Raw genomic sequence first — 26432 nt, forward strand, 5'->3', positions numbered from 1 at the left:
GCCAAACCTCAACAGGGGCTCGGGAGAAACGTCCTTCAAGAGAGCGATGAAGGCCAAACCTCACTAAGGTTCCCTTCGAAACGTCCTTCATAAGGTCGATGAAGGCCAAAACCCATAGAGGTTCCCAAAAAAAGTCCTTCATAAGATTGATGGCCAAAAGTCAACAAATAACCCACTGGACAACGCCCAGTGGGATTTCTTTTACCGATGCTCCTGATAAACGCTTGCCTTTGTCAACTTTCTAATAAAGCTAATCTCCTCATCTGACAATGCCCGGCTCATAGCCGCCGCCGCATTGCTTCGCACCTGCTCCGCACTGCTCGCACCAGTAATCACTGATGCAACAGTTGGGTTGGATAAATTATATTGGAGTGCGACTTCTGTAAAAGAACGCCCCAATGCAATCTTTTCTTTCAACAGTGGCAATACTTCTTGCAACTCCTCCAGGCTATAATCCAAATAGCCTTTTTCCGAAGCCTTTTCAAGCATTCTATCACTAAGAAGACCTTTGGCGAGAGGACCACGGGTAACAACACTAATTCCATGTTCAGCAAGAAGTGGCAATGCCTCTTCTTCAGGACGGCGATCCAAAATACTATATTGCATCATTACTGAAACCATTTTGGATTTCCTAACATATTCACGAATGACATTTGGTCGAATCGATGAAATCCCATAATAACGAATATAGCCCTCTGCCTTCAATTCCTCAAATGCTTCAATGGTTTCTTCTAATGGGTCTTCAATGGTCCCGCCGTGCAGCTGGTAAAGGTCAATATAGTCTGTACCAAGTCGTTTCAAGCTGTATTTTACTTCTTCCTTTATGTAAGATTTGGATGGGTCCCAAGACCAGCCGGACCGGTCCTTTCTCCAGCGATTACCTACTTTTGTAGCAAGAATCATCTTATCTCTGACAGGCTTTAAAGCAGCGCCGACCAGTGTTTCATTTACTCCGAAATCGTATAAATCAGCGGTATCAAAGTAGTTAATCCCCTCATCTAAAGCAGTATCAATAATATAGCGGGCTGCTTTTTCATCGGTGTCAATCGACATACACCCTAAGCCCAATTCAGTCACAAACAAATCAGAGTTCCCAAGTTGTCTTTTTTTCAAAAAAACCACCCCTGTTCTTTTCCTACAATTTTATAAAAGAATAGGGGAGACTACAAATGTAACGATTACTTTTGGGAAACATCCTTTATCCAATCCGAAACATAAACAAATTCTTTATTATATTCCTTAAGCTTTTGCAGCACTTCCCAGCCTTTGCCGACAAGGAGGACGCCCTTTTCGTGTACGTACACCTTCATCCCATACCCCTCCAAATAAAGTATGGTAAAATGTATGAGCAATGAATAGCGGATTAGAACAGGAGTGACAATTATGGACAATCTTGAAGAAAAAACAATCCATAGTGAAGAAATTTTTTCTGGCAAGGTCATCAGCCTGCAAATACAAGAGGTTGAACTACCTAACGGGAAAAAGTCGAAACGTGAAATTATCAAACATCCTGGTGCAGTGGCGGTTATCGCCATCACCAATGAAAATAAAATCGTCATGGTAGAGCAATACCGCAAAGCCTTGGAAAGAACGATTGTTGAAATTCCTGCGGGAAAGCTTGAAAAAGGAGAAGACCCGGCCCTTTGTGCCCACAGGGAACTTGAGGAAGAAACAAGCTATGTATGTGAAAGCCTTGAACTGCTGACATCTTTTTATACTTCACCAGGTTTTGCCGATGAAATCATTCATGTTTACCTTGCAAAAGGACTTTCGAAAAAAGAGAATTCAGCTGCTCTCGATGAAGATGAATTTGTAAATATTGAAGAATTGACCCTCGATGAGGCCATTCAATATATGAAAGATCAAAAAATCTACGATGCCAAAACAATTTATGCCATTCAATATTTGCAATTACAAGAGGCTCTAGCAAAATAATGAAAAATTATTATGTGGATTTACATATTCATATTGGCAGAACCTGGACGGGTAAGCCTGTCAAAATTACTGGTGCCAAATCGTTAACCTTTACAAATATCATTGAACATGCGAGGCATGAAAAGGGTTTGAATATGGTGGGGATTATTGACAGCCATTCCCCGGAGGTTATTTTAGAGATGGAAAACCTCATTGAAAGCGGAGATCTTGTCGAGCATCCTGATGGCGGTTTAGTATTTGGAGATTTAACAGTGATTCCTGGGTCAGAGTTGGAAATTTATGATGAGGGATGCAACGGGCCAATCCATTTACTAGGTTTTTTTCCGACTCTAGCCATCATGAGGGAATTTTCATCCTGGCTTTCAAAAAATCTAAAAAATGTTCAGCTAAGCTCACAGCGGGTATATGTAACGGGCCTCGAACTGCAAAAAAAGATTAAAGACTTAGGAGGGATTTTTATCCCCGCCCATGTTTTTACTCCGTTTAAAAGCTTATATGGGAAAGGGGTTAACCGTTCCTTAACAGAGGTATTTGACCCAAACCTAATTGATGGGATTGAGCTTGGTTTAAGTTCAGATACTGACATGGCGGATCAAATTGGGGAAATTCACAAATATACGTTTGTAACAAACTCGGATGCCCATTCCCTCGCAAAGATTGCCCGAGAATATCAAGTAATCGCGATGGAAGAGCCGACCTTTAAGGAATTGCAAAAAGCATTAAACGGTGAGGATGGTCGTGGAGTTGTTGCCAATTACGGGCTTGATCCGCTCCTAGGCAAATACCACAAAACTGTTTGTGCAGAATGCTTAAATCCGGCGGGTGAAGATGATCAAATATGTACACTTTGCGGGAACAAAAAAATCATTAAAGGTGTAGCAGATAGGATTTTAGAATTAAAAACAGCAGAGGAGGGTCCTTCAAACAGACCGCCATATGTTCACCAAGTACCGCTGGAGTTTATCCCAGGGTTAGGGCCGAAGCTGCTTGAAAAACTTGTCAATCATTTCGGAAGTGAAATGGCGATTTTGCATGAAGTCCCGGCAGAATCATTAAAAGAAGTCGTTCCGCCCAAAATTGCTGAATTAATTATGAAGGCGAGAGAAGGAGAAATTCACCTATCTGCAGGCGGCGGTGGCAAATACGGGAAAATCGCGGATCAATAATAATTAGGGTTTGACTCCATAGAGTCAGACCCTTTTATATTATCTATTAATTTTTGGTCATAGAAAAGATAGACAAGCATAGTATGTAATAACTGATTGTCCGAATAGGGAGGAAACGCAAATGAAGAAACGATTGTACCAGTCCGATGCCGCCAGTTATTTCCGTGAGCATTCCTCAATTTTTTTATTTATTATCGTGTTATTTTTAATGGGTGTTATTTTTGGAGCTATTGTCGTAAATAGCATGGGAATTACGCAAAAAGAAGATCTATTCTACTATTTGTCGCAATTTTTTGGCCAGATTTCTAATGGAAAAGTGGCAGAAACAAATGATTTATTTTTCCAAAGTTTCTTTCATAACAGCAAATTTATTGGACTGATGTGGATTCTGGGGATTTCCATTATTGGTTTACCAATTATTCTTATTCTTTTATTTTTAAAGGGTATGGTAGTTGGTTTTACGGTTGGTTTTTTAGTCAGTCAAATGGGCTGGAATGGATTTTTACTTGCATTTGTATCCATCCTTCCGCAAAATTTGATTATCATTCCGGTATTTATCATAATGGCGGCATTTTCAGTTATTTTTTCAATTAGGATGATTAAAAAGCAGTTCTTAAAAAAGTATGGGCAGCCGATTATGCCCTTTTTCAAACGCTATATTTTTGCTTTACTGGCAGCTGTCATTTTCATCTCCGCCGCTTCTGGAATTGAAGCTTATATGTCGCCATGGTTAATGAAAACAATCATCAGTACTGCTAATTTAAAATAATTATATAATAATAATTAATATAAACCCTTGTTTATAATGATTTTATTTTGAATCTCTTTTCCCATCTGTTATAATGAGAATTAACAGTGGCGAGGGAGGGACTTCGGGATGGAAACTAGAATAGAAAGAATAAAAAAACAGTTGCACTCATCGAGCTATAAGCTTACACCTCAACGAGAAGCAACCGTTCGAGTTTTACTTGAAAATGAAGAGGATCATTTGAGTGCGGAAGATGTGTACCTCCTCGTTAAAGAAAAATCGCCGGAAATTGGCTTAGCAACTGTTTATCGGACTTTGGAACTTCTAACGGAATTAAAAATTGTCGATAAAATTAATTTTGGTGATGGAGTATCACGCTATGACCTTCGTCAGGAGGGGGCAGCACACTTTCATCATCATCTAGTATGTATTGAGTGCGGTGCAGTGGATGAAATTCAAGAGGATCTTCTTGAAGATGTTGAAGAAACGGTTGAACGCAGATGGAATTTTAAAATTAAAGATCATCGCCTCACCTTTCATGGCATTTGCTATCGCTGCCAAGATAAAAAAACGGAACAAGAAGAAACAGAATAAGAATAAACGAGTCCTTTTTTATGAAAAGGACTTTTTCTATTATAAATAAATTTCCCCTTTTCTTACTGTAAAGGTATAAAACTTGTACAATTTGGCATACCTTTTACTATTATGAAGCAATTTGGGGGAAGAAGAGAATGGTTTCTTTTATAAAAGTCGCACTTCAAACCATAAAGGTTTTTATCATTTTCACTGGATGCACGATTCTCTTTTATTATGGTATTATGTGGGTAAGTCAGGAATACCAAAGTTACCATCGCTATGATGCGCCGGAGGGAGCTGCGTTAAAGGTATCCAGCGAGGTAAAGGATGAAAATCCAGGCTGGTTAAACCGGTTGATTTTGTTTTATTTAAATGGGGAGTAAATAGATGATGGAGAATCAATTAAAAGATTTTATAGAATTTTTAATAGTAGAAAAAGGCTTGGCTAAGAATACGATTATGTCTTATGAACGAGATTTGAAGAGTTATATCCGCTTTTTACAACATGTTGAAAGGATCTCCTCTTTTAATCTTGTCCAGCGTGTGCATATTGTTCAATTTCTGGGTTTTTTAAAAGAACAAGGGAAATCATCAAAAACCATTGCGAGACATATTGCCTCCGTAAGAGCCCTGCATCAATTTCTATTAAGGGATAAAGCAACAGACCAAGACCCCTCTGTGCTAATCGAAACTCCAAAATTAGAAAGGTCGCTTCCGAAAGTATTAAGTCTGAAGGAAGTAGAAAAATTGTTGGATTCGCCTAAGGAAAATAATCATTTTGGAATAAGAGATAAGGCCATGCTGGAACTCCTCTATGCAACCGGGATCCGTGTCAGTGAACTGATTAATCTTGATATTGACCATGTTCATTTAACAATGGGATTTGTTCGATGCATCGGAAAAGGGGAAAAAGAACGGATTATACCAATCGGCAAAACAGCTGCAGAAGCTATTAAGCGTTACCTAGAATATGGGAGAGGGCATTTTGTTACCCCAAAAAATCAGGATAGCGCATTATTTTTAAACCATCAAGGGAAACGATTAACACGGCAGGGTTTTTGGAAAATATTAAAAAAGCTCACAAAAGAAGCGGGAATTGAGAAAGAGTTAACCCCTCATACACTTAGACATTCTTTTGCAACACACCTGCTTGAAAATGGTGCAGACTTAAGAGCGGTGCAGGAAATGCTCGGACATGCTGATATATCCACCACACAAATTTATACAAATGTAAGTAAAACAAGATTAAAGGATGTTTATAGTAAATTCTTTCCCCGTGCATAATAGAATTATAGTTTCATGTTCAAAAAACTGTCTAATTTTAGGCAGTTTTTTTTCTTGTATTTTCCTAATCTTTTAGTAAAATAGAGATGTCAGACTTCTGACAAATGAATGTGCTTTCATGGTTAATCTGGATGAAAAGGGGCAACATATGATTGCTTATTATTTTGTTTTGAGTGTAACCGTTTACCACGAAACAAGGAGGAAAAATTTATGAATGCAAATACATATAAACGGATATTTTTAATCGTGATGGATTCAGTAGGAATTGGCGAAGCTCCCGATGCCGAACGGTTTGGCGACAAAGGGGCTGACACCTATGGTCATATTGCAGAAAAAATGAACGGTCTTCATATGCCAAACATGGCAAAGTTGGGTTTAAGCAACATCCGCGAAATCAAAGGTATCCCAAAAGCGGAAAAACCACTTGCTTTTTATACAAAGATGATGGAAGCTTCTAACGGTAAGGATACGATGACAGGACATTGGGAAATCATGGGCTTAAATATACAAACCCCCTTCCGTGTATTTCCTGAAGGTTTTCCTGATGAACTTGTTTCAGAACTAGAAAAACGAACCGGAAGAAAAGTAATTGGAAATAAACCTGCAAGCGGAACAGAAATTTTAGTTGAACTTGGGGAAGAGCATATGAAAACGGGAGCATTAATTGTCTATACCTCTGCTGATTCCGTGCTTCAAATAGCTGCCCATGAAGAGGTGGTTCCTCTTGAAGAATTATATAAAATTTGTAAAATTGCCCGCGAATTAACTCTCGATGAAAGATATATGGTGGGCCGGGTCATTGCTCGTCCGTTTATAGGCGAACCTGGTAATTTTAAGCGTACCGCAAATCGCCATGACTATGCATTAAAACCATTTGACCGAACCGTGATGAGTGAGTTAAAAGACTCTGGTTTTGACGTAATTGCAATTGGGAAAATTTCCGATATTTATGACGGGGAAGGAGTAACTCAATCCTTAAGGACCATTTCTAACATGGATGGAATGGATAAGTTAGTTCAAACCCTGGATATGGAATTTACCGGAATTAGTTTTTTGAATTTAGTTGATTTTGATGCCCTTTTTGGACACCGCCGTGACCCTGAGGGATACGGTAAAGCATTAGAAGAGTATGATACACGTCTGCCTGAAGTGTTTGCCAAAATGAATGAGGGGGATTTGCTCATCATTACAGCAGACCATGGAAATGATCCAACAGCACCCGGAACAGACCATACAAGGGAATATGTCCCATTACTTGTATACGCTAAGAACATGGAACAAGGAAGGGAACTTCCATTAAGGAAAACATTTGCAGATATTGGGGCTACGGTTGCTGAAAACTTCAATGTGAAAATGCCGAAGTATGGTCATAGCTTTTTAAGCGAATTGAAATAGAAGGGGAATGAAAAATGGAATTTGAAAAGATTCAAAATGCAGCAGGATTTTTAAAAGGAAAATATTCAAAAACCCCAAAAATTGGCCTTATTTTGGGTTCAGGTCTTGGTGTATTAGCAGATGAAATCGCCGAGCCGGTTAAAATACCCTATCATGAGATTCCAGATTTTCCGGTCTCGACGGTTGAGGGGCATGCAGGACAATTAGTTTTTGGTTCCCTAAGCGGGGCAGAGGTTGTCGCCATGCAGGGTCGTTTTCATTTTTATGAAGGATACAGTATGGATAAAGTGACATTTCCAGTGAGGGTGATGAAAGAACTTGGAGTGGAAATGCTGATTGTGACAAATGCAGCGGGTGGTGTCAATGAAAGCTTCTCCCCAGGAGACTTAATGATTATTACGGATCATATTAATTTTATGGGAACAAATCCGTTAATTGGTCCGAATGACTCCAAGCTTGGGGTTCGTTTCCCGGATATGTCTGAGGCTTACACAAAAGAATTAAGGGCGATTGCAAAGGAAATTGCTCGAGGCCTAAACATCGAGGTCAAGGAAGGTGTTTATGTTGGCTTTACTGGCCCTGTCTATGAAACCCCTGCCGAAATAAGAATGGCTAGGGTGCTTGGCGGTGATGCAGTTGGAATGTCGACAGTTCCAGAAGTAATTGTGGCACGCCACGGCGGCTTAAAGGTTTTGGGAATTTCTTGTATTACTAACATGGCATCAGGAATCCTAGATCAGCCATTAAGCCATGATGAAGTAATTGAGACGACTGAAAAGGTAAAAGCAAACTTTCTTTTATATATAAAGGAAATTGTGAAAAGGATCGCTTAATTTCCTGAAATTTAAACTGGTAAAGTGGTGATGAATAATGAGAATGGTCGACTTAATTGAAAAAAAACGCGATGGGCATGAATTATCAACAGCAGAAATTAAATTTATTATAAATGGCTACACGGATGGCTCTATCCCCGATTATCAAATCAGTGCATGGACAATGGCCATCTATTTTCAAGGAATGACGGAAAAAGAACGAGCAGATTTAACCATGGCGATGGTGGAATCCGGTGATCAAATTGATTTATCGAAAATAGAAGGAATTAAAGTAGATAAACACTCCACTGGCGGTGTTGGTGATACCACGACACTCGTCCTTGGTCCGCTTGTGGCTGCCCTTGGAGTACCGGTTGCCAAAATGTCCGGGCGTGGCCTTGGCCATACAGGAGGAACCATTGATAAATTGGAGGCCGTTAAGGGTTTCCATGTGGAAATTGAAAACAAGGAATTTATTGATCTCGTCAATCATAATAAAATCGCGGTAATTGGTCAAAGTGGAAATCTGACCCCTGCTGATAAGAAGCTGTATGCTCTTCGGGATGTAACAGCTACAGTCGACAGCATTCCTCTTATTGCAAGTTCCATAATGAGTAAGAAAATGGCGGCAGGTGCTGATGCGATCGTCCTTGATGTAAAAACAGGTGCAGGCGCATTCATGAAAACACTGGATGATTCCAGAGAATTGGCCAAAGCAATGGTTCGAATTGGAAATAATGTTGGTAGAAGAACAATGGCAGTTATTTCAGACATGAGTCAGCCGCTTGGATATGCCATTGGAAATGGGCTTGAAGTAAAAGAAGCCATTGATACGTTAAAAGGGGAAGGTCCTGATGATTTAACAGAACTTTGTTTAACACTTGGAAGCCATATGGTTTATTTGGCTGAAAAGGCAGATTCTTTGGCAGAAGCTCGGGCCATGCTTGAAAACGTGATTAAAAATGGAGAGGCACTTGAAAAATTAAAGGTATTTTTAAGTTCCCAAGGCGGGGATGCATCCGTCGTAGATGACCCTTCCAAATTACCTCAGGCAAATTTTACTTTTGAATTGGAAGCAAAAGAAGATGGATATGTATCCGAAATTATTGCTGATGAAGTTGGAACAGCTGCGATGCTGTTAGGTGCCGGCAGAGCAACAAAAGAATCTGTAATTGATTTAGCCGTCGGGCTAGTCTTAAGGAAAAAAATCGGCGACCAGGTGAAAAAAGGTCAATCCTTGGTTACGATTTACAGCAATTTTGAAGATGTGCGTGAAGTGAAAGATAAACTTTACGAAAATATCAAGATTTCATCTTCAATAATAGAAGCGCCAATCCTGATTCACGAAGAGATTACTGAATAATGAATGCTTTGAAAAGTCCGGGGGGAACCCGGACTTTTTTTATTGTATTCATAGGAAATTATTGTATAAAGTTGTTTGATTTGGAAAAAATGTTATCTATATAAAGAATGGAGGGTTATGCGATGAAACGAATCGTCTCATTAATGATGATATCTTTTTTAGTTACAAGTTTATGGATTCCTTCCGCTTTTGCGGCTGAAGAAAAGAATAGCACCGAGCTCGTTAATAATGTTAGATCAGCAGTATTAATTGAACGCGATACGGGGAAAGTCCTTTTTGAGAAAAATAGTCAAGAAGAACTACCGCCGGCAAGTATGACAAAAATCATGACAATGCTGTTAATTATGGAAGCAATTGATCAAGGAAAATTGAGCTGGAATGAAAAAATTCGAGCAAGTGAATATGCTGCCTCTATGGGAGGTTCACAAATTTTTCTTGAGCCAGGCGAAGAAATGACTACAAAGGAAATGTTGAAAGGAATTGCAATTGGTTCCGGAAATGATGCTTCTGTAGCAATGGCCGAAAGAATCGGAGGGTCTGAAGAAGCATTTGTGGATATGATGAATAAAAAAGCTAAAGAGTTAGGTTTAAAACATACTTTCTTTAAAAATACCACGGGGCTTCCAGTAAGCGGTCATTATAGTTCAGCACATGATATGGCTATTATGGCAAAAGAACTATTAAAATATGAGGACATCACGAAGTTCACGGGAATGTACGAGGCATACCTTCGCGAAAATACGGACAAAAAATTTTGGCTCGTTAACACGAACAAACTAGTCCGCTTTTATCCCGGCGTGGATGGCTTAAAAACTGGCTTTACCGGAGAAGCAAAGTATTGTTTAACAGCAACAGCCCAAAAGGATGGAATGCGCGTCATAGCCGTTGTATTTGGTGCTCCAACATCGAAGGATAGAAATGCTCAGGTAACAAAAATGCTAAATTATGCTTTCAATCAATATCAAACCCATCCAATGTATAAGCGGAATCAGGTTATAAGCAAAACACATGTAAGCAAGGGAAAGGAAAAGACGGTGGATGCCGTTACAAGTGAACCACTTTCTTTATTGACGAAAAAGGGTGAAAAAACGAAAGATGTAAAACAAAAAGTCATTCTAGAGAAAGGTTTAGATGCTCCTATCCATAAAGGTGACAAAATAGGAACCATTAAACTGATTAAGGATGGAAAAGTAGTTTTGGAAAGTCCATTAGTGGCTAAAACGGATGTTAAAGAAGCAAGTTGGTGGACCCTTTATAAACGTGCATTTGGGATGTTTACAAAATCCGGTAAATAAACATATGTCGAAAATAAAGAATTATTCACTAGTTTTGGCGAATTACGACTAGTTTTGTCCCGATAGGAGGAAATGTATGCCCCTCCATCGAATTGACTCACTATACCAGATTAAGGAGGCCAGGGATAGTGAGTCTTAACATTGAATTAGAAATAAAACATGATGTTTTATGTATTCGATTAAGCGGTGAGCTAGATCACCATACAGCAGACGAACTCCGTGAGCAGGCTGCAAATGCGATTGATAGAAATGAAATTCGTCATATTGTTTTAAATTTAGAACAGTTGACCTTTATGGATAGCTCAGGACTTGGAGTTATTTTAGGAAGATACAAACAAATTAAGCAGGTGCACGGTGAAATGGTTGTTTGTGCAATCTCCCCTGCAATACAAAGGTTATTCGATATGTCGGGTTTATTTAAGATTATTAAAATGGAACCGACTGAAAACTGCGCATTGCAAAAATTGGGGGTTGCATAAAAATGAAAAATGAAATGAATCTTCAATTTAGTGCGTTAAGTCAAAACGAATCTTTTGCGCGTGTAACGGTTGCCGCGTTCATTGCTCAGCTTGACCCGACAATGGATGAACTGACTGAAATTAAAACAGTTGTATCAGAAGCGGTAACAAATGCAATTATTCATGGATATGAAAATGATTCAAAAGGAATTGTCTATATTGACGTTAGTATCGAGGATAATGTAATTGATATGACGATTCGAGACAAAGGAATTGGAATTGTAGATGTGGAGGAAGCTCGTCAGCCATTATTTACAACAAAACCGGACTTGGAAAGATCCGGTATGGGATTCACCATCATGGAAAATTTCATGGATGAGGTCGAGGTTCTCACGCAGCCAGGTAAAGGAACCGAAGTAAGATTACGAAAGCATTTACAATCTCGCAAAATGCTGTGCAATTAAGGAGACTTGCCGATGGATGTGGAGGTCAAAAACGATAAAAGCAGGCCGTATTTAAAGGATCACGAAGTAAAAGAACTGATTAAAAAGAGCCAAGATGGGGACCAGGTATCCAGGGAGTTAATTGTTGAAAAAAATATGCGTCTTGTCTGGTCTGTTGTTCAGCGTTTCTTAAATCGGGGCTATGACCCGGACGATCTTTTCCAAATTGGTTGTATTGGCTTATTGAAGTCAGTAGATAAATTCGACCTTTCTTATGATGTAAAGTTTTCAACTTATGCTGTTCCGATGATTATTGGCGAGATTCAACGATTTATCCGCGATGATGGAACGGTTAAAGTGAGCCGATCATTAAAAGAAATGGGCAACCGAATTCGAAAGGCAAAAGACGAATTATCAAAGACGCTTGGAAGGATTCCGACCGTAAATGAAATTTCGGAATATCTTGAATTATCACCGGAGGACGTCATTCTTGCCCAAGAGGCCAGCAGAACACCATCTTCCATTCACGAAACGGTCTATGAAAATGATGGTGATCCCATTACGCTTTTAGATCAAATTGACGATGGCAATGACGGTAAATGGTTTGATAAAATCGCTTTAAAAGAAGCGATTCGGGAATTGGATGAACGTGAAAGATTAATTGTTTATTTAAGATATTATAAGGATCAAACTCAATCGGAAGTCGCATTAAGGCTGGGAATCTCTCAGGTTCAAGTTTCAAGGCTCGAGAAAAAAATATTGATGCAAATGAAAGACCGAATGGATCTATGATTCATCCGGTCTTTTTTTTGTACCATTTTTTGGGTTTCATTAAAAGGATAACAATTAACCATACTACTTATACGAGGAAATCAATGTGTGGGAAGTGAATGTTTTGGAAAAAACAATCTACATCCGCATGCGGAATCGTGTGAAAACTAATCCTGAAGATGTGATTATGCTGAAAGATGTGGCTCAAATCATTGCCCCGGAAACTGATATGACTAAATTGGAAAATACCGTCATACATCGAATATCTGATAAAGATCGGAATATCGTCGTTATTGATGTAATGAAAGTGATTTCTAAAATAATGGCAAAATTTCCTGAAATGGAAGTCCAAACTGTCGGACCAGCACAAACGATTATCGAAGTGATTACAAAGAAAAAAGGAGTGTCTCTTCCTTTATTTCTGTTAATTTGGTTTTTATTATTCTTTGGTTCAGCCATGGCCATCATGAATTTTCATGATGATGTCAGCATGAGAAGTGTTCAGGAAAAAATTTATACCATTATTACCGGTAGAAAAGTGGCAAAGCCATGGTTATTTCAAATTCCTTATTCCATTGGTTTAGGATTGGGGATGATTTTATTTTTTAATCATGTGTTTAAAAAGCGAATCAATGATGAGCCCAGTCCACTTGAAGTCGAAATGTTTAATTATCAAATGGATTTAGATAATTACTTAGTCATTCATGAAAACAAAGAAAGTATGAAGAAACTTGATGACAATTAAAATTTTAGCCATACTCTTTTTTGGTTTAGCAAGCGGATTGGCTGTGGGTTCGGGCTTTGTAGCCTTTTTAACTGTACTTGGGATTATTCCAAGATTAACACAATTATCAAAAACACAAAAAATGATACAACAATATGAATGGGCTGTTGTCATCGGTGCCCTTGTAGGGGTTGCTATAAGTCTCAGAGATCCAACTTTAGGAATTTCAGCTTATTTTTTGATTCCTCTTGGTTTAACTGAGGGAGTCTATGTGGGAATGCTTGCAGGTGCATTAACTGAAGTATTAAATGTGCTTCCAATTCTTGCAAAAAGAATCCGGTTGGATGAAGAAATTATCTATTTAATAATGGCTATAGTTCTTGGGAAAGTTGCAGGCTCCCTATTTCAATGGGTTTATTTTATTCATCATTAACATGAATCTAGCCATGAAAGGACATCACAATCATGAGCATTCGGAGGCGTGTCATTTTAATTACTGATGGAGATGATTATGCGAGAAGAGCTGTCGAGCATGTTGCTAAGGAAGTGGGCGGTCGCTGCATTTCTATGTCTCATGGGAATCCTTCCAAATTAAAAGGTCCTGAACTTATCCATTTAATAAAAAAAGCTCCAAATGATCCGGTGTTGGTGATGTTTGATGATAGTGGAATTGTGGGTGAGGGTGCGGGTGAAAATGCCCTGAAATTTGTTGCATTACATAAGGATATTGAGGTACTGGGTATTATCGCAGTAGCTGCAAAGTCAAGACATGAAGAATGGGCGAGGATTGATGTAAGTATTGACCGCGATGGTGAAATAACTCCCTATGGGGTAGATAAATTTGGTATACCGGAACTTGAAATTGGCAGAATAAATGGAGATACCGTTTACTGTCTTGACGAATTGGATGTCCCGCTAATTGTTGGAATCGGCGATATCGGAAAAATGGCAAGGCGGGACGACTACAGGATCGGCTCACCGATTACGAAAAAAGCGGTGGATCTTATTCTCGAAAGGAGTGGTTTTCATGACAAATAGTACGGAGCAACAATGGCCAATCCCAAAATCAGTGAGTGAAGTTGAACATTATATGAAACAAAAGGTTGGTTTAGGAGTAAGCTTCGATTTAAATATTCGAAAGTTAAAGGTTTTGAAAAAAGATGTACACATATATTCTGTAAGTGGATTGGTTGATACCCGATTTGCGATTGAATTGGTTGAAGAATTAGTTGAAATTAATGACCATGAAAAATTATCTACAGATCTTTTTAAAATTATTGAAAACAGACTCGTTAACCAATCGGTACAACCAATCACATTACTAACCGAAATGGTCGACTATATCCTTTCTGGATTAATTGTTGTAGTAATCGATGGGGAAAGTACCGGATTTGTTGTCGATGTAAGAAGTTACCCTGGACGCTCTCCGCAGGAGCCAGATACAGAAAAGGTTGTAAGGGGAGCACGGGATGGCTTTGTCGAAAATATTATTCTTAATACTGCTTTAATTAGAAGGAGAATAAGGGACGAACGTCTTCGATATGAAATGATTAAGGTTGGGAAACGTTCAAAAACAGATGTTTCTTTATGCTATTTAGAAGATGTGGCAGACTCTGATTTATTAAATATTCTTAGAAAAGAATTAAAGTCGATTGACGTAGATGGAATCCCAATGGCTGATAAAACGATTGAAGAGTTTATCTTAAAGCAGGGGTGGAACCCTTTTCCACTTGTACGGTATACTGAGAGGGCTGATGTGGCTGCTGCACATGTATTAGAAGGTCATGTAATTATTATTGTAGATACATCACCTAGTGTAATCATAACGCCAACTACTTTTTTTCATCATGTGCAGCATGCTGAAGAATTTCGCGAATCTCCTGCTATGGGTACCTTTTTAAGGTGGACCAGGTTCTTAGGTGTCCTGACATCTATTTTCTTACTGCCTTTGTGGCTGCTTTTCGTACTGGAGCCATCATTATTGCCTGAAAAGCTTTCGTTTATTGGTCCCAATGATCAGACCAATATTCCAGTAATTATTCAAATATTTTTAGCGGATTTTGGGATTGAATTTTTAAAGATTGCTGCCATACATACTCCGACACCGCTATCAACAGCAATGGGTTTAATTGCAGCTGTGTTAATTGGACAAATTGCAATTAGTGTCGGTCTGTTTGTACCGGAAGTTATTCTTTATGTAGCGGTCTCAGGGATAGGCACGTTTACGACACCTAGTTATGAATTAAGCGTTGCGAATAAAATTGGTAGGCTTACGCTACTGTTGCTGGTTGCTTTCTTTCATACACCCGGGTTTGTTATTGGTGCAACACTTTTATTTCTTTTCCTTGTTAAAATGCGTGCGTTTAATACACCATATTTCTGGCCATTCCTGCCATTTGAACCTAAAGGGTTTTTACAAATTATTTTACGAAGGGCCGTTCCAGGTTCATTACTTAGACCAAGTATTGTTCATCCGCGCAACAGATATCGCCAGCCACCGGAGTGAAGGAAAGTGTAAATTAAAATAAAAATTGCAGATTTTCCGCTGTTATGCTAAAGTAATTTTAATTTAAAATTATAAAGATAGGCAGTATCTTTTAGATTCTGTCTATTTATTTATTGATGCCATTTGTATTAAATTTGAGTCATTGCGGGGGAGAGGGAAATAATGCATTTTTATGGTTCTACAGGAATAAATAGCAAGGGGAATTTAGAAATTGGCGGCCTCGATGCAATTGATTTGGCAAGAGAGTACGGTACCCCTCTATATGTTTATGATGTAGCATTAATTAGAGAAAGAGCCAGGGGATTTAAGCAGGCCTTTGATGAGCAAAAGGTCCAAGCTCAGGTTGCTTATGCCAGCAAAGCTTTTTCAACGATTGCCATGCTTCAGCTTGCAGAGGAAGAAGGCTTATCACTTGATGTTGTCTCAGGTGGTGAATTGTATACAGCTTTAGCCGCCGGGTTTCCCGTTGAACGAATTCATTTTCACGGAAACAACAAAAGTAGAGAAGAATTGGAAATGGCTTTGGAAAATAGGATAGGCTGCATAGTTGTCGATAATTTTTATGAGTTGAATCTCTTGAAATTAATTTGTAATGAGAAAAATACGATGGTCAAGATTTTATTAAGGGTTACCCCGGGTATTGAAGCACACACACATGATTATATCTTAACAGGGCAGGAAGATTCTAAATTTGGGTTTGACCTCCAAAATGGGCAAGCAGAGGAGGCATTATCTGCAGCACTTCAATTTGAAAACTTCGATGTTTTAGGAATCCATTGTCATATTGGCTCACAAATTTTTGAGACAACGGGATTTTTATTGGCAGCTGAAAAATTAATTGAAAAATTAAATAAGTGGAAAAACAAATTATCTTTCGAAGCAAAGGTTCTGAATTTAGGTGGAGGCTTCGGAATTCGCTATACGAAGGAAGATGAACCATTACTTCCTTATCAATATGTTAGTGAAATTATTAAAGAAGTAAAAAGCTTAGTAAGCAGCTTTTCGCTCAGTATGCCGGAAATATGGATTGAACCGGGGCGATCACTTGTAGGAGATTCTGGGATTACGTTATACAAAATCGGATCCTCAAAGGAAGTTCCGGGAGTTAGAAAATATTTGGCTGTTGATGGGGGAATGAGTGATAATATTCGCCCTGCACTTTATCAAGCCAAGTATGAAGCGGTGCTGGCAAATAAACCATTGGAAAAAGCGGATGAAACCGTGTCTATTGCTGGAAAATGCTGTGAGTCTGGTGACATGCTTATCTGGGATTTACCACTTCCAAAACAGGGGGATGAAGACATCCTTGCAGTTTTTTGTACAGGTGCTTACGGCTATTCTATGTCAAACAATTACAACCGTCTGCCAAGACCGGCCGTTGTATTTGTTGAAAATGGCAAATCTGCACTTGTTGTTAAAAGGGAAACCTATGAAGATTTAATCAGACTGGATTTGCCGCTCAAGTGATAAGCTGCCCATTTCGGGCGGCTTATTCCTTTATCAGTTCAAAAGAGAAATAGATTATTTTTGTCAAATAGTGTAGAATGTAGAAAGCATCTTCAATCCTTTGGGGGAAGTCTTGAATGAAAAAAAGTAATTGGCTTTTGTTTGTTATCCTAATTGCCCTATCCATTATATGGGGGATTATTTATTGGGTTTTTATTGGTCCTAAGCATTCCTAAATTTTGGGATTGATGAATAAGCATTTATTTTGTATGATTGACAAGAGCGCAACTAGGGCTGTTAAGACATATAATACATAAATTGTAATTAGTAAATCTATGTAGAGATAGAACATTATGGCGGGGTTTATTTAATATAATGAGGGATCAATATGTTAATTCGGTATAAAAAAGCTTTCGAAAAAATTGCAATGGGTTTATTGTCCTTTATGCCAAATGAAAAGGACTTGAAAAAACTCCAGCAAACAATGAAGGAATATGAGACAGAAGAATTTAGGCAGTTGTTTTTGTGGAAGGAAGAAGATATTATTGGTCTTCTTGGGGTAATTAATCTTGATGCTTCAAATGAATTAGAGATACAGCATATTTCAGTGAACCCTTCTCATCGTTATCAAGGGGTCGGTAAAAAAATGGTTAAAGCACTTAAGGAAATGTACCCTGAAAAAAACATTACTTCTAATGAACAAACTCAAGCTTTTGTTGAAAAATGTGATATATGTTAATTGTCAAAAAAGGCAACGATTACATTTTATCGTTGCCTTTTTTTAATTTAATTGCATGTTCTCGTTCAGCAATTACACTTGATCGATCACGCAATTTATGCCGATCGACCAATGAAGCTTTTGTAAGATCACTATGTCTCCCCCAGTGGAATCCTGTTTGTTTACATAGAAGGATACATTGATTCAACAAGTTGGAATCCTGAATAGGAAGCAGCATGCTAACATAGGGCGATCTTTTTTCAATCTCTGATAAGCGATCAGTCAATTCCTTAATCAAGAGGGAATATTTCAAGCCCGCTTGGGTAATTGATTCTGGTTGGCTTTTAAAAATAGAAATGGCTTTTTCCAAAGTTCGTTTTGCTCCAATAAAATTGGTCCTTCGATGGTGGTAATTTGCTACTGCCAGTTGGATAAATCCAACCCAAATGGATTCTTTATTCCCCGGGTCTTTTCTTTTCCAATATTCTTCAAGAATTTCATGGCATTCAAAATAATCACGGTCCCCATGGAAATGGACCAAATATTCAATAAATTCTTTTGGGTACACCTTTCTTCCCCCCTTAGCCTTTTTCGTCTTTTTAGTTTATCATATTTAAGGTTATCCTTGCTTTTTAGAAGCATTAAAAGGTTAAAATAAAAAAGCCTGCCAAAAGGCAGGCTGGGCGCTTCCGCTATTCTAATTCATTACCAACACCAAGAAGCACCAACAATAATTAATAAAATGAATAGAACTACGATTAACGCAAATCCGGCACCAAAACCGTCAGCCATATTCAATACCTCCTAAATATTATTTGCTTTGTTCATTGACATCATATGTAGAGAATTTGTCCAGTGTTTGGGCAAACATCACATTTTGGTTAATATCGAATCTAGAAGGGGGATTTTTCTATTGGATAACGAAACTGATTCCTCTATACTTATAATAGTCGAAAAAAGTCCGACGAATTTTTCAGGAATACTGGTGAATAACAATGCCATACAAGGTTAAAATTGATGCGTTTGAAGGGCCATTGGATTTATTACTGCATTTAATAAATCGGCTCGAAATTGATATATATGATATCCCTGTTGCCCAAATTACCGAGCAGTACTTAATCTATATTCATACAATGAAGGAACTGAAACTTGATATAGCAAGTGAATTTTTAGTAATGGCTGCTACATTGTTGGCAATCAAGAGCAAGATGCTCTTACCAAAAAATGAAGAGACAATGGAAGATATGGATATCGAAGCACACTATGATGAAGAAGATCCAAGGGACGAACTTGTTGAACGGTTGATTGAATATCGAAAATTTAAAGAGGCAGCCAATGATTTAAAATCAATGGAAGAAGAACGCGGCCTCATGTATACTAAGCCGCCTAGTGATTTGTCGGATTTTGCAAAAGAAAAACAGCCCGAAAAAGCAGAACTTAATGTTTCGCTATATGATATGCTGGCAGCGTTTCAAAAACTGCTAAGAAGAAAAAAGCTTCAGCGTCCAATGTCAACAAAAATTACACGTCAGGAAATTTCGATTGAAAAAAGAATGTCCGAAATCATGGATGAGTTAAAGCATTTAAAAGGGCGCAAAAACTTTAATGACCTTTTTCCCTACCCGGAAAAAGAGCATGTTGTGGTAACTTTTTTGGCTATCTTAGAACTGATTAAAAGAAAAGAAATTGATGTTGAACAACAGGAAAACTTTGGTGATATTTTTGTAGAGGCAATTAAGGAAGGAAGAGAAGTGGTTGGAAATCATTAATTGGAGCAGTATTTTAGAAAGTCTATTGTTTGCAGCCGGTGATGAAGGACTGACATTAAAACAAATTGCCGAGGTTTTAGAGGTGGACGATCTAAAGGCCGGTGAAATAATAGAAGAGTCGATCCGAGAATATGAGCGTAACGAACAAAGAGGAGTTACGATTGTACAGCTTGCAGGAACGTTTCAGCTTGCTACCAAGAAAGAAAATGCCTCATATTTAAAAAAATTGGTTGACTCTCCAAATACGTCCGCGCTATCACAGGCAGCATTAGAAACACTTGCAATTATTGCCTATAAACAACCGATAACCCGTGCTGAAATCGAAGAAATTCGTGGGGTAAAAACAGAGAGGCCGCTTCATACACTTGTGTCAAAGGCACTTATAAAAGAAGTAGGACGGGCAGAAGGTACAGGCAGAGCCATATTATATGGAACGACGAAGGAATTTCTCGACTATTTTGGATTAAAGAGTCTTAAGGAATTACCAAAGCTTCCTGAAAAAGCAGAAGAAGAATATGTCCAAGAGGAAGCGGATTTGTTTTTTGAGAAGTTTCAAGAAACACTTGAATCATAGAATAAATAGGAAACATAAAGGAATATTTATGTTAAAATAGAAATAGCTTTCAAATTTCATTAATTTCTAATTGTTTAGGAGTGGGATTAAGGTGCTAATTAATCAATGCAGCGGGTATGAATTAGAGAAGGAAAAATCAAATACCTCTGAAGATTTCTTTAACAGAAGTGAAGTAACTTTTGAGGATGAAGGAGAGGAAAAAACCCTACACGTTCTCTATCTAAGGTACTTTGATGAAATGTTCAATGAATTCACTCCCTATCTACAGGACCCGATTTTTGATGAAGTAGAATTCAAGGATATTGTTGCCCTTGTTTGCTTGATTAAAAATCCAGGACTGCGCCATCGTAAACGTGTATACATTAATTCTAAGCATGAGTTTGCAGCCTATTTCCAGGAAATTGATTTTAATAAGCTGCCTGAAATTTTTCAATCCCTTAAACAAAACAAAAGTTATGAATTAAAATCACCGCTTGCTTTTATAATGCAGCCAAAATTATATTAGATTGGACTAAATCCGGGGGTGTAAATATGGGGAATACTTTAGTAGAATCACAACTTAATGATGTCAAGGGGTTTTTAAAAGAAACTATCCAGACACTGGAAGGTTTCTTAAATGAAACAACGATTTCACAATTAAATCCTGAAACTGAGGAAAAACGAAATTACCTTAAATTAATTGTTGCAAATATGCGGAAACTGCTCGTTTACAGTGAGGAAAGCATTGAGACATGTGCGTTAATCCTTCAAAGTGAGCCGTTTCAAAAGGCTGCAGCAGAAAAAACATTGTACCGTATTTATCATCAATGCATCGAAGAATTCTTTTCTCCAAAAAACGATGCATGGTATGAGGACAGCAGGTCTGCGTATACAGGAAAAAATTCAATTAAATATTATCAGCCCGTCCCGGAAACCATTCAAAATCTTATTAAAGGTTTAGAAGGCGATTTCCAACGGATTCGAGAAGAACTGGAATTTTACGAGACAGATTACCGTACAAAAATGGCCCAGTCTAAATAAAAGAAAAGGTTATTCCTTATAGGAATAGCCTTTTTTTGCATTATTAAGAGTTTCGGAACATACCATTTAGATAGACTTTGGTTCGATCCTAAAAATGATCTGTCTGAAATGAGGGAGACCGTGAGCAAATTTAGAAAATATGTAAATGAGCTCTTTCAATGGAATGAGCAAATGAGAGATTTTTTAGAAATGGAAGAGGTTGAAGCAGATTCAGACTTATGGAAGAATCTTGATGAATTTAGTGATTTAATCGAGAATACAAATCGGGAGTTATCGGATGCTGAACTTCTTAGTTTACAGTCGAAGGCTGAGTCAATTCATGAAGAACTGGAAAGTTATTTTCAAAGAAAACAAGATGTCGGAAATATTTGGTTATTAGAGAAGTCGCTCGCTCCTGGAGGCCATTCACTTCCGGAACTGTCCTACCCCTATAATGCACTTGAGCCATATATTTCTGAAGAGATTATGAGGCTGCATCATGGAAAGCATCATCTATCATATGTGAATGGCTTAAATAACGCTGAATTAAATCTAAAAAAAGCACGGGAAAGCAATGAGTTTTCTCTAATTAAGCATTGGTCAAGAGAACTTGCCTTTCATGGTTCGGGGCATTATCTTCATACGATTTTTTGGAAGAATATGAGACCGAATGGTGGGGGTACACCACAGGGACCTCTAAAGGATGAGATTGAGAACTATTTTGGGAGTTTTTCAAGCTTCCAGAAACATTTTAGCGAGGCAGCAAAACAGGTTGAGGGATCAGGTTGGACCTTGCTCGTTTGGTCCCCGATGGCAAGGCATCTCGAAGTACTGCAAACTGAAAGACACATGCTTTTAACTCAATGGAATACCATTCCATTGCTCGTTCTTGATGTATGGGAGCATGCATATTATCTACAGTATAAAAATAACCGTGCTGAGTATGTGGAAAACTGGTGGAACATCGTAAACTGGCATGATGTAGGAATGCGCTTCGAAAAAGCGGCAGATATTAAATGGACAGCAATTTAATTTATAGAAGCAATCGCTTAATCCAGCGATTGCTTTCGTTTTTTTTCTCATTAATGCATAACAAGCCTTGTCCTGCATAAAATTGTAAAAGAAATAAGGAAAAGCGGAAGCGCCCTGATCAGCCAAAGGCAAGTGCTTTAGGTCCTGACAGTGAAGTCGTTCTTTGACTTCAGTGGCATGCCCACATCACTGCTAATCATCCTTGCAGGCATGCGACGAGGTGAACAGTACTTCTTCGAATTTGCTTTGACGCAGGAGCAGATTGGAAACCTAGAGGAGCTAGGCGCTGGAGCTGGACAGTTCTCAAAGTTCAAGGGATATAATTTTTGATTCAGAAGGGGACGAGGTAAATCTAATGAGAATGATATGGAAGCTAGTTATTTTTTCCCTCGTGGTCACACTATTCATTGCTAACATTCCTCAAAAGGTGGATGCTTCCGTTTCCGTAGGTGCTGCCAGTGCGGTTTTAATGGAACAAAAAACGGGTCGAGTCCTTTATGAAAAGGATGCACACACAAAGAGAAGGATTGCCAGTATAACCAAGATTATGACGGCGATTCTAGCGATCGAATCAGGAAAAATGGATAAATATGTGAAGATAAGTGATCAGGCTGTAAGGACAGAAGGATCATCTGTTTACCTAAAACCGGGCGAAAAAATAAAATTAAAGGATTTAGTCTATGGTTTAATGCTTAGGTCCGGGAATGACACAGCTGTAGCAATTGCAGAGAATGTTGGTGGGAGCGTTGAAGGCTTTTCACTCTTAATGAACGAAAAAGCAAGAGAAATCGGCATGTATGATTCCCATTTTTCGAATCCACATGGACTCGATAATTCTCCAGAACATTATTCATCTGCCTACGATATGGCATTGCTTATGCGATACGCAATGAACAATAAACAGTTCAGAGAAATTTCCGGTACAAAGGTACATCGGGCGCCCAATCCAACAGAAGACTGGGACCGCGTATGGAAAAACAAAAATCGTTTGTTAACAAAATACAAATATTGCACAGGAGGAAAAACCGGGTATACAAAGCTCGCGAAAAGAACGCTGGTTACATCCGCAACAAAAGGAGATATGGACCTCATTGCAGTAACATTGAATGACTCAAATGACTGGAACGATCATATCGCCATGTATGAGAGTGGTTTTAAAGGCTTTGATATGGCAGAGGTTATCTCTAAAGGCAAGCTTGATATTTCTACTAATAAAATCTACAAGAACCATTTGTATATAAAAAATTCAGTTGTCTATCCAGCTACAAGTGAAGAAATGGATTTATTTAGTGTTAAATATAAATTGAACAAGCCATCTAAAAAATGGGGAGATTCGAAGAAAACCAGGAAGGTTGGTAAAGCGATGGTTTTTTTGGATGGCAAGGTTGTCAAAGAAGTACCAATCTATTATAAGGGTATCAAGGTTAATAAGGATGGTTTATTCGAATTTGTGAAAGAAATCTTTCTCTCGATTATTGGTGTGAAAACTAATGGTTAATTATATATGGGTTGGTATGACCATCATTGGTATTGTGTTTGCTTTGATCAACGGGAAAATGGAAGATGTAAATAAGGCGATCTTTTCAGGTGCGCAAGATGCTGTAACTCTTTGTATTGGTCTAATTAGTATCCTCGTGTTTTGGCTCGGAATGATGCGGATTGCACAGGAAGCAGGACTTCTAGAGAAGCTTTCTAAATTATTCCGGCCGTTGGTAAAACGCTTGTTTCCCGAGGTTCCAGTTAATCACCCGGCGATGGGATATATATTGTCCAATATGATTTCCAATATGTTTGGACTGGGCAATGCGGCTACTCCCCTTGGAATTAAAGCAATGGAGGAGCTAAAGAAGTTAAATGGCGGCAAGAATTCAGCCAGCAGGTCTATGGTTACCTTTTTAGCAATAAATACAGCAAGTATCACGATTATACCCACCACAGTTATTGCCATCAGAATGACCTACAACTCAGCATCCCCTACGGAAATAGTTGTTCCAACATTAATTGCCACTATTCTATCAGCATTAGGTGCAATCCTGATTGACCGTTATTTTTATTATCGAAGAAGCCGAAAAGGATGAAAAGAACATGGAGCTGATCTCTGGTATCTCTCTTGGTTTTATTCCTATTTTAATAGGTTTTATTTTACTCTATGCAACATTCAAACAGGTTCCTACCTATGAAAGCTTTGTAGAAGGGGGAAAGGAAGGAATCAAAATTGCTGTTTCAATTATTCCTTTCCTCGTAGGGATGCTCGTTGCCATTACGGTATTCCGGGCATCAGGTGCACTGGATGCCTTAATGAAATGGATTCGACCGGCGATGGAAGCAATCGGAATCCCTGCCGAGATTGTTCCCTTATTGTTTATCAGACCCATTTCGGGAACAGCAGCGCTGGGAATGACAAGTGATTTGATTAAAGTTTACGGTCCTGATTCCTTTATTGGCAGACTGGCATCCGTATTGCAAGGAAGTACGGATACTACTTTTTACGTTTTAACCGTCTATTTCGGTGCGGTTGGGATTAAAAAAATGGGGGATGCCTTAAAGGTCGGTCTATTAGCGGATATAGTTGGAATTGTTGTCGCCATCATTGTGGTTGCTTTTGTTTTTGGAGCAAAATAGGAATAAAATAAAAATAAAGAAAGCAAGTTCCTACGAGAGGAGCTTGCTTTCTTTATTTTGGTATATCATTAGCTTTGAAAAATGTCGAAGTTATGTCATAATTCATTAGGATGGAATAAAACTAATTGTTTTCTTATTTAATGTTTTGGCTGTGTTAAAGGACAATGTTGATTTTTTAACCCAGTTGATTGGAGCGGAAGGCGCGAAGACTCCTCGAAAATGCTATCGCATTTTCTTCGTGCGTGGGCGGATTCAAGGAAGCAATTCACTGTCCTGCGGGAGTACGGGGCAGGGGAGACCCCACAGGAGCGAAGCGACGAGGAGGCTCCCCGGCACGCCCGCGAACCGCTCGCGCCTGGAGCGGAAATCAACAGACAAATTTAACAAAACCAATGTTTAAAAGAAAAATCCCCGAGGTGAAATATAAAATGGAACGATTGCAAAAAGTAATGGCCGCAGCAGGCATCGCATCAAGAAGGAAATCGGAAGAATTAATCAAAGAAGGAAAAGTGAAGGTAAATGGGAAAATTGTTACCGAGCTTGGTTTAAAGGTCTCAGCAAACGATAAAGTAGAAGTTAATGAAATACCGATTGAAAGAGAAGAACCAGTTTATTTTCTATTGTACAAACCGCGCGGAGTAATCTCAAGCGTAAGTGATGATAAAGGAAGGAAAGTGGTTACCGACTTCTTTTCAGAATTTAAAGAAAGAATTTATCCTGTCGGGCGGTTAGATTATGATACATCTGGTCTTTTGCTAATGACGAATGATGGGGAATTTGCTAATTTATTGATGCATCCGAGGAATGAAATTGAAAAAGTATATGTTGCAAAAGTAAAAGGGATTCCACAAAAAGAAAGTTTAAGAAAATTGGAAAAAGGCATTCGGCTTGAGGATGGAAAAACCGCACCTGCAAAGGTAAAAATGCTCTCATTGGATAAAAAGAAACAAACAGCCATTGTTGAAATTATTATCCATGAAGGCAGAAATCGCCAAGTTAAAAGAATGTTCGAAGCCATTGGCCATGAGGTAATAAAATTGAAGCGTGAACGTTATGGCTTTCTAACATTAAATGGACTAAGTGCTGGTGATGCAAGAGAATTAACTCCGCATGAAGTTAAGCAGTTAAGAGCACTTGCGATGGAATCTACCAAAAAAAATTCATAGAAGTTTCACAATTGCCCGTTTTTGTTAATAATATGGCGGTGTTGGAAAATGGTATAATTTAGACAAACTGTGTTAAAAGGGGTTTTCTGGAGGGGTATAAATGAAAAAACGGCGTTTAGTGATGAGAACGATTATATTGCTTGTACTTGGGTTAGCTGTTGCTTATACGCTATATCAAAATTTAACTAAGGATGATCAGCAAAAAGTAGCAATCGGAAAACCGGCACCGGATTTTGTTTTAACCGATATGCAGGGGAAAAAGCATCGTTTATCCGATTATAAAGGACAGGGAGTATTTCTAAATTTCTGGGGAACTTGGTGCAAACCCTGTGAAAAAGAAATGCCTTACATAAATAATCAATACCAGCAATTTAAGGATAAAGGTGTGCAGGTTCTCGCGGTTGATATTAACGAGTCAAATATTGCCGTTAACCAATTTGTGGACCGATATAGTCTTGATTTCCCAATTGTCATTGATAAGGATAAACAAGTGATGAATGTCTACGGTATTGATCCGCTTCCAGCGACATTTTTAATTGATAAAAATGGCAATGTAGTAAAATATTTTACTGGTCAATTAACGGAAGACAGGGTAAGGGAATTTATGGAGAAAATTAAACCTTAAGGTTG

The 26432-nt window shown here is 38.4% G+C and carries 33 protein-coding genes; 29 read left to right on the forward strand and 4 right to left on the reverse strand.

Features of this window, described 5'->3' with window-relative positions; all coding sequences use genetic code 11:
* Nucleotides 1-201: 201 nt before the first annotated feature.
* Both E2K98_RS15875 and mciZ read right to left on the reverse strand, forming a co-directional pair.
* On the reverse strand, nucleotides 202-1113 hold the full coding sequence (locus E2K98_RS15875) for an aldo/keto reductase (RefSeq protein WP_133335777.1): 912 nt from the start codon (nucleotides 1111-1113) through the stop codon (nucleotides 202-204).
* A 65-nt stretch (nucleotides 1114-1178) separates the two neighbouring features.
* Nucleotides 1179-1310, reverse strand: coding sequence for a Z-ring formation inhibitor MciZ (mciZ, locus tag E2K98_RS15880; protein WP_133335779.1), 132 nt, complete (start codon nucleotides 1308-1310; stop codon nucleotides 1179-1181).
* A gap of 73 nt (nucleotides 1311-1383) precedes the next feature.
* Between mciZ and E2K98_RS15885 the strand changes: the two genes are divergently transcribed.
* The 19 genes from E2K98_RS15885 to E2K98_RS15975 all read left to right on the forward strand — a co-directional run bounded on the left by E2K98_RS15885 (nucleotide 1384) and on the right by E2K98_RS15975 (nucleotide 17661).
* Entirely contained in the window at nucleotides 1384-1935 is a 552-nt protein-coding gene (locus tag E2K98_RS15885) for an NUDIX hydrolase (RefSeq protein ID WP_133335781.1), read from the forward strand.
* Nucleotides 1935-3101, forward strand: coding sequence for an endonuclease Q family protein (locus E2K98_RS15890; RefSeq protein ID WP_133335783.1), 1167 nt, complete (start codon nucleotides 1935-1937; stop codon nucleotides 3099-3101). Before E2K98_RS15885 ends, E2K98_RS15890 begins: the two co-directional genes overlap by 1 nt.
* Nucleotides 3102-3222: 121 nt before the next feature.
* A complete protein-coding gene (spoIIM, locus tag E2K98_RS15895; RefSeq protein WP_133335785.1) occupies nucleotides 3223-3870 on the forward strand; it encodes a stage II sporulation protein M in 648 nt (215 codons plus the stop codon).
* Nucleotides 3871-3978: 108 nt separating this feature from the next.
* On the forward strand, nucleotides 3979-4443 hold the full coding sequence (fur, locus tag E2K98_RS15900) for a ferric iron uptake transcriptional regulator (RefSeq protein ID WP_133335787.1): 465 nt from the start codon (nucleotides 3979-3981) through the stop codon (nucleotides 4441-4443).
* Nucleotides 4444-4580: 137 nt separating this feature from the next.
* Nucleotides 4581-4808, forward strand: a complete 228-nt coding sequence (locus E2K98_RS15905) for a YqzK family protein (protein WP_026573361.1) — start codon at nucleotides 4581-4583, stop codon at nucleotides 4806-4808.
* A 7-nt stretch (nucleotides 4809-4815) separates the two neighbouring features.
* Nucleotides 4816-5709, forward strand: coding sequence for a site-specific tyrosine recombinase XerD (gene xerD / locus E2K98_RS15910; RefSeq protein ID WP_133336195.1), 894 nt, complete (start codon nucleotides 4816-4818; stop codon nucleotides 5707-5709).
* A gap of 210 nt (nucleotides 5710-5919) precedes the next feature.
* Nucleotides 5920-7104: a phosphopentomutase gene (gene deoB, locus E2K98_RS15915; protein WP_133335789.1), complete on the forward strand. Its 1185-nt coding sequence runs from the start codon at nucleotides 5920-5922 to the stop codon at nucleotides 7102-7104.
* A 14-nt stretch (nucleotides 7105-7118) separates the two neighbouring features.
* Nucleotides 7119-7937 carry a purine-nucleoside phosphorylase gene (locus E2K98_RS15920; protein WP_133335791.1) on the forward strand — a complete coding sequence of 273 codons (819 nt, stop codon included), beginning with the start codon at nucleotides 7119-7121 and terminating at the stop codon, nucleotides 7935-7937.
* Nucleotides 7938-7974: 37 nt separating this feature from the next.
* A complete protein-coding gene (locus tag E2K98_RS15925; protein WP_133335793.1) occupies nucleotides 7975-9279 on the forward strand; it encodes a pyrimidine-nucleoside phosphorylase in 1305 nt (434 codons plus the stop codon).
* 122 nt (nucleotides 9280-9401) lie between these two features.
* Entirely contained in the window at nucleotides 9402-10574 is a 1173-nt protein-coding gene (locus E2K98_RS15930) for a D-alanyl-D-alanine carboxypeptidase family protein (RefSeq protein ID WP_133335795.1), read from the forward strand.
* Nucleotides 10575-10702: 128 nt separating this feature from the next.
* Nucleotides 10703-11053, forward strand: a complete 351-nt coding sequence (gene spoIIAA / locus E2K98_RS15935; protein ID WP_133335796.1) for an anti-sigma F factor antagonist — start codon at nucleotides 10703-10705, stop codon at nucleotides 11051-11053.
* Between the two features lie 2 nt (nucleotides 11054-11055).
* On the forward strand, nucleotides 11056-11496 hold the full coding sequence (gene spoIIAB / locus E2K98_RS15940; RefSeq protein ID WP_026573354.1) for an anti-sigma F factor: 441 nt from the start codon (nucleotides 11056-11058) through the stop codon (nucleotides 11494-11496).
* 12 nt (nucleotides 11497-11508) lie between these two features.
* Nucleotides 11509-12267, forward strand: a complete 759-nt coding sequence (gene sigF, locus E2K98_RS15945) for an RNA polymerase sporulation sigma factor SigF (protein WP_026573353.1) — start codon at nucleotides 11509-11511, stop codon at nucleotides 12265-12267.
* A gap of 103 nt (nucleotides 12268-12370) precedes the next feature.
* Complete coding sequence (locus E2K98_RS15950) at nucleotides 12371-12991, forward strand: stage V sporulation protein AA (RefSeq protein WP_133335797.1); 621 nt, start codon at nucleotides 12371-12373, stop codon at nucleotides 12989-12991.
* Nucleotides 12981-13403 (forward strand): stage V sporulation protein AB, encoded by a 423-nt coding sequence (locus E2K98_RS15955; RefSeq protein ID WP_133335799.1) that lies wholly within the window; start codon nucleotides 12981-12983, stop codon nucleotides 13401-13403. The genes E2K98_RS15950 and E2K98_RS15955 overlap by 11 nt, the downstream gene beginning before the upstream one ends.
* A gap of 32 nt (nucleotides 13404-13435) precedes the next feature.
* Nucleotides 13436-14008, forward strand: coding sequence for a stage V sporulation protein AE (locus tag E2K98_RS15960; protein ID WP_133335801.1), 573 nt, complete (start codon nucleotides 13436-13438; stop codon nucleotides 14006-14008).
* Nucleotides 13998-15476, forward strand: coding sequence for a spore germination protein (locus E2K98_RS15965; protein ID WP_133335803.1), 1479 nt, complete (start codon nucleotides 13998-14000; stop codon nucleotides 15474-15476). The genes E2K98_RS15960 and E2K98_RS15965 overlap by 11 nt, the downstream gene beginning before the upstream one ends.
* 162 nt (nucleotides 15477-15638) lie before the next feature.
* A complete protein-coding gene (lysA, locus tag E2K98_RS15970; RefSeq protein ID WP_133335805.1) occupies nucleotides 15639-16943 on the forward strand; it encodes a diaminopimelate decarboxylase in 1305 nt (434 codons plus the stop codon).
* Nucleotides 16944-17310: 367 nt separating this feature from the next.
* Complete coding sequence (locus tag E2K98_RS15975) at nucleotides 17311-17661, forward strand: GNAT family N-acetyltransferase (protein WP_133335807.1); 351 nt, start codon at nucleotides 17311-17313, stop codon at nucleotides 17659-17661.
* Nucleotides 17662-17680: 19 nt separating this feature from the next.
* Here the strand turns inward: E2K98_RS15975 and E2K98_RS15980 are convergent, their stop codons facing one another.
* Nucleotides 17681-18208: a DUF309 domain-containing protein gene (locus E2K98_RS15980; RefSeq protein ID WP_133335809.1), complete on the reverse strand. Its 528-nt coding sequence runs from the start codon at nucleotides 18206-18208 to the stop codon at nucleotides 17681-17683.
* 137 nt (nucleotides 18209-18345) lie between these two features.
* Complete coding sequence (locus E2K98_RS15985) at nucleotides 18346-18432, reverse strand: YjcZ family sporulation protein (protein ID WP_133336197.1); 87 nt, start codon at nucleotides 18430-18432, stop codon at nucleotides 18346-18348.
* A gap of 203 nt (nucleotides 18433-18635) precedes the next feature.
* Here E2K98_RS15985 and E2K98_RS15990 point away from each other — a divergent pair, with 203 nt between their 5' ends.
* The 10 genes from E2K98_RS15990 (at nucleotide 18636) to resA (ending at nucleotide 26427) form a co-directional block, all read left to right on the forward strand.
* Nucleotides 18636-19409 carry a segregation/condensation protein A gene (locus E2K98_RS15990; RefSeq protein ID WP_133335811.1) on the forward strand — a complete coding sequence of 258 codons (774 nt, stop codon included), beginning with the start codon at nucleotides 18636-18638 and terminating at the stop codon, nucleotides 19407-19409.
* The gene (gene scpB / locus E2K98_RS15995) at nucleotides 19396-19983 is read left to right on the forward strand and encodes an SMC-Scp complex subunit ScpB (RefSeq protein WP_133335813.1); all 588 of its coding nucleotides are present in this window, start codon (nucleotides 19396-19398) and stop codon (nucleotides 19981-19983) included. Before E2K98_RS15990 ends, scpB begins: the two co-directional genes overlap by 14 nt.
* A gap of 91 nt (nucleotides 19984-20074) precedes the next feature.
* Nucleotides 20075-20488, forward strand: a complete 414-nt coding sequence (locus tag E2K98_RS16000; protein WP_133335815.1) for a hypothetical protein — start codon at nucleotides 20075-20077, stop codon at nucleotides 20486-20488.
* Nucleotides 20489-20514: 26 nt separating this feature from the next.
* Entirely contained in the window at nucleotides 20515-21003 is a 489-nt protein-coding gene (locus tag E2K98_RS16005; protein WP_133335817.1) for a YpuI family protein, read from the forward strand.
* Between the two features lie 120 nt (nucleotides 21004-21123).
* Nucleotides 21124-22014, forward strand: a complete 891-nt coding sequence (locus E2K98_RS16010; RefSeq protein ID WP_133335819.1) for a superoxide dismutase — start codon at nucleotides 21124-21126, stop codon at nucleotides 22012-22014.
* A 355-nt stretch (nucleotides 22015-22369) separates the two neighbouring features.
* Nucleotides 22370-23512, forward strand: a complete 1143-nt coding sequence (locus E2K98_RS16015) for a D-alanyl-D-alanine carboxypeptidase family protein (protein WP_208025373.1) — start codon at nucleotides 22370-22372, stop codon at nucleotides 23510-23512.
* Nucleotides 23505-24092 (forward strand): nucleoside recognition domain-containing protein, encoded by a 588-nt coding sequence (locus E2K98_RS16020; protein ID WP_133335821.1) that lies wholly within the window; start codon nucleotides 23505-23507, stop codon nucleotides 24090-24092. The genes E2K98_RS16015 and E2K98_RS16020 overlap by 8 nt, the downstream gene beginning before the upstream one ends.
* Before the next feature lie 7 nt (nucleotides 24093-24099).
* Nucleotides 24100-24636, forward strand: a complete 537-nt coding sequence (locus E2K98_RS16025) for a spore maturation protein (RefSeq protein WP_026573338.1) — start codon at nucleotides 24100-24102, stop codon at nucleotides 24634-24636.
* Between the two features lie 428 nt (nucleotides 24637-25064).
* On the forward strand, nucleotides 25065-25802 hold the full coding sequence (rluB, locus tag E2K98_RS16030; protein WP_133335823.1) for a 23S rRNA pseudouridine(2605) synthase RluB: 738 nt from the start codon (nucleotides 25065-25067) through the stop codon (nucleotides 25800-25802).
* A gap of 100 nt (nucleotides 25803-25902) precedes the next feature.
* Nucleotides 25903-26427: a thiol-disulfide oxidoreductase ResA gene (resA, locus tag E2K98_RS16035; RefSeq protein ID WP_026573336.1), complete on the forward strand. Its 525-nt coding sequence runs from the start codon at nucleotides 25903-25905 to the stop codon at nucleotides 26425-26427.
* Nucleotides 26428-26432: the final 5 nt, after the last annotated feature.

It is taken from the genome of Bacillus salipaludis (assembly GCF_004358205.1).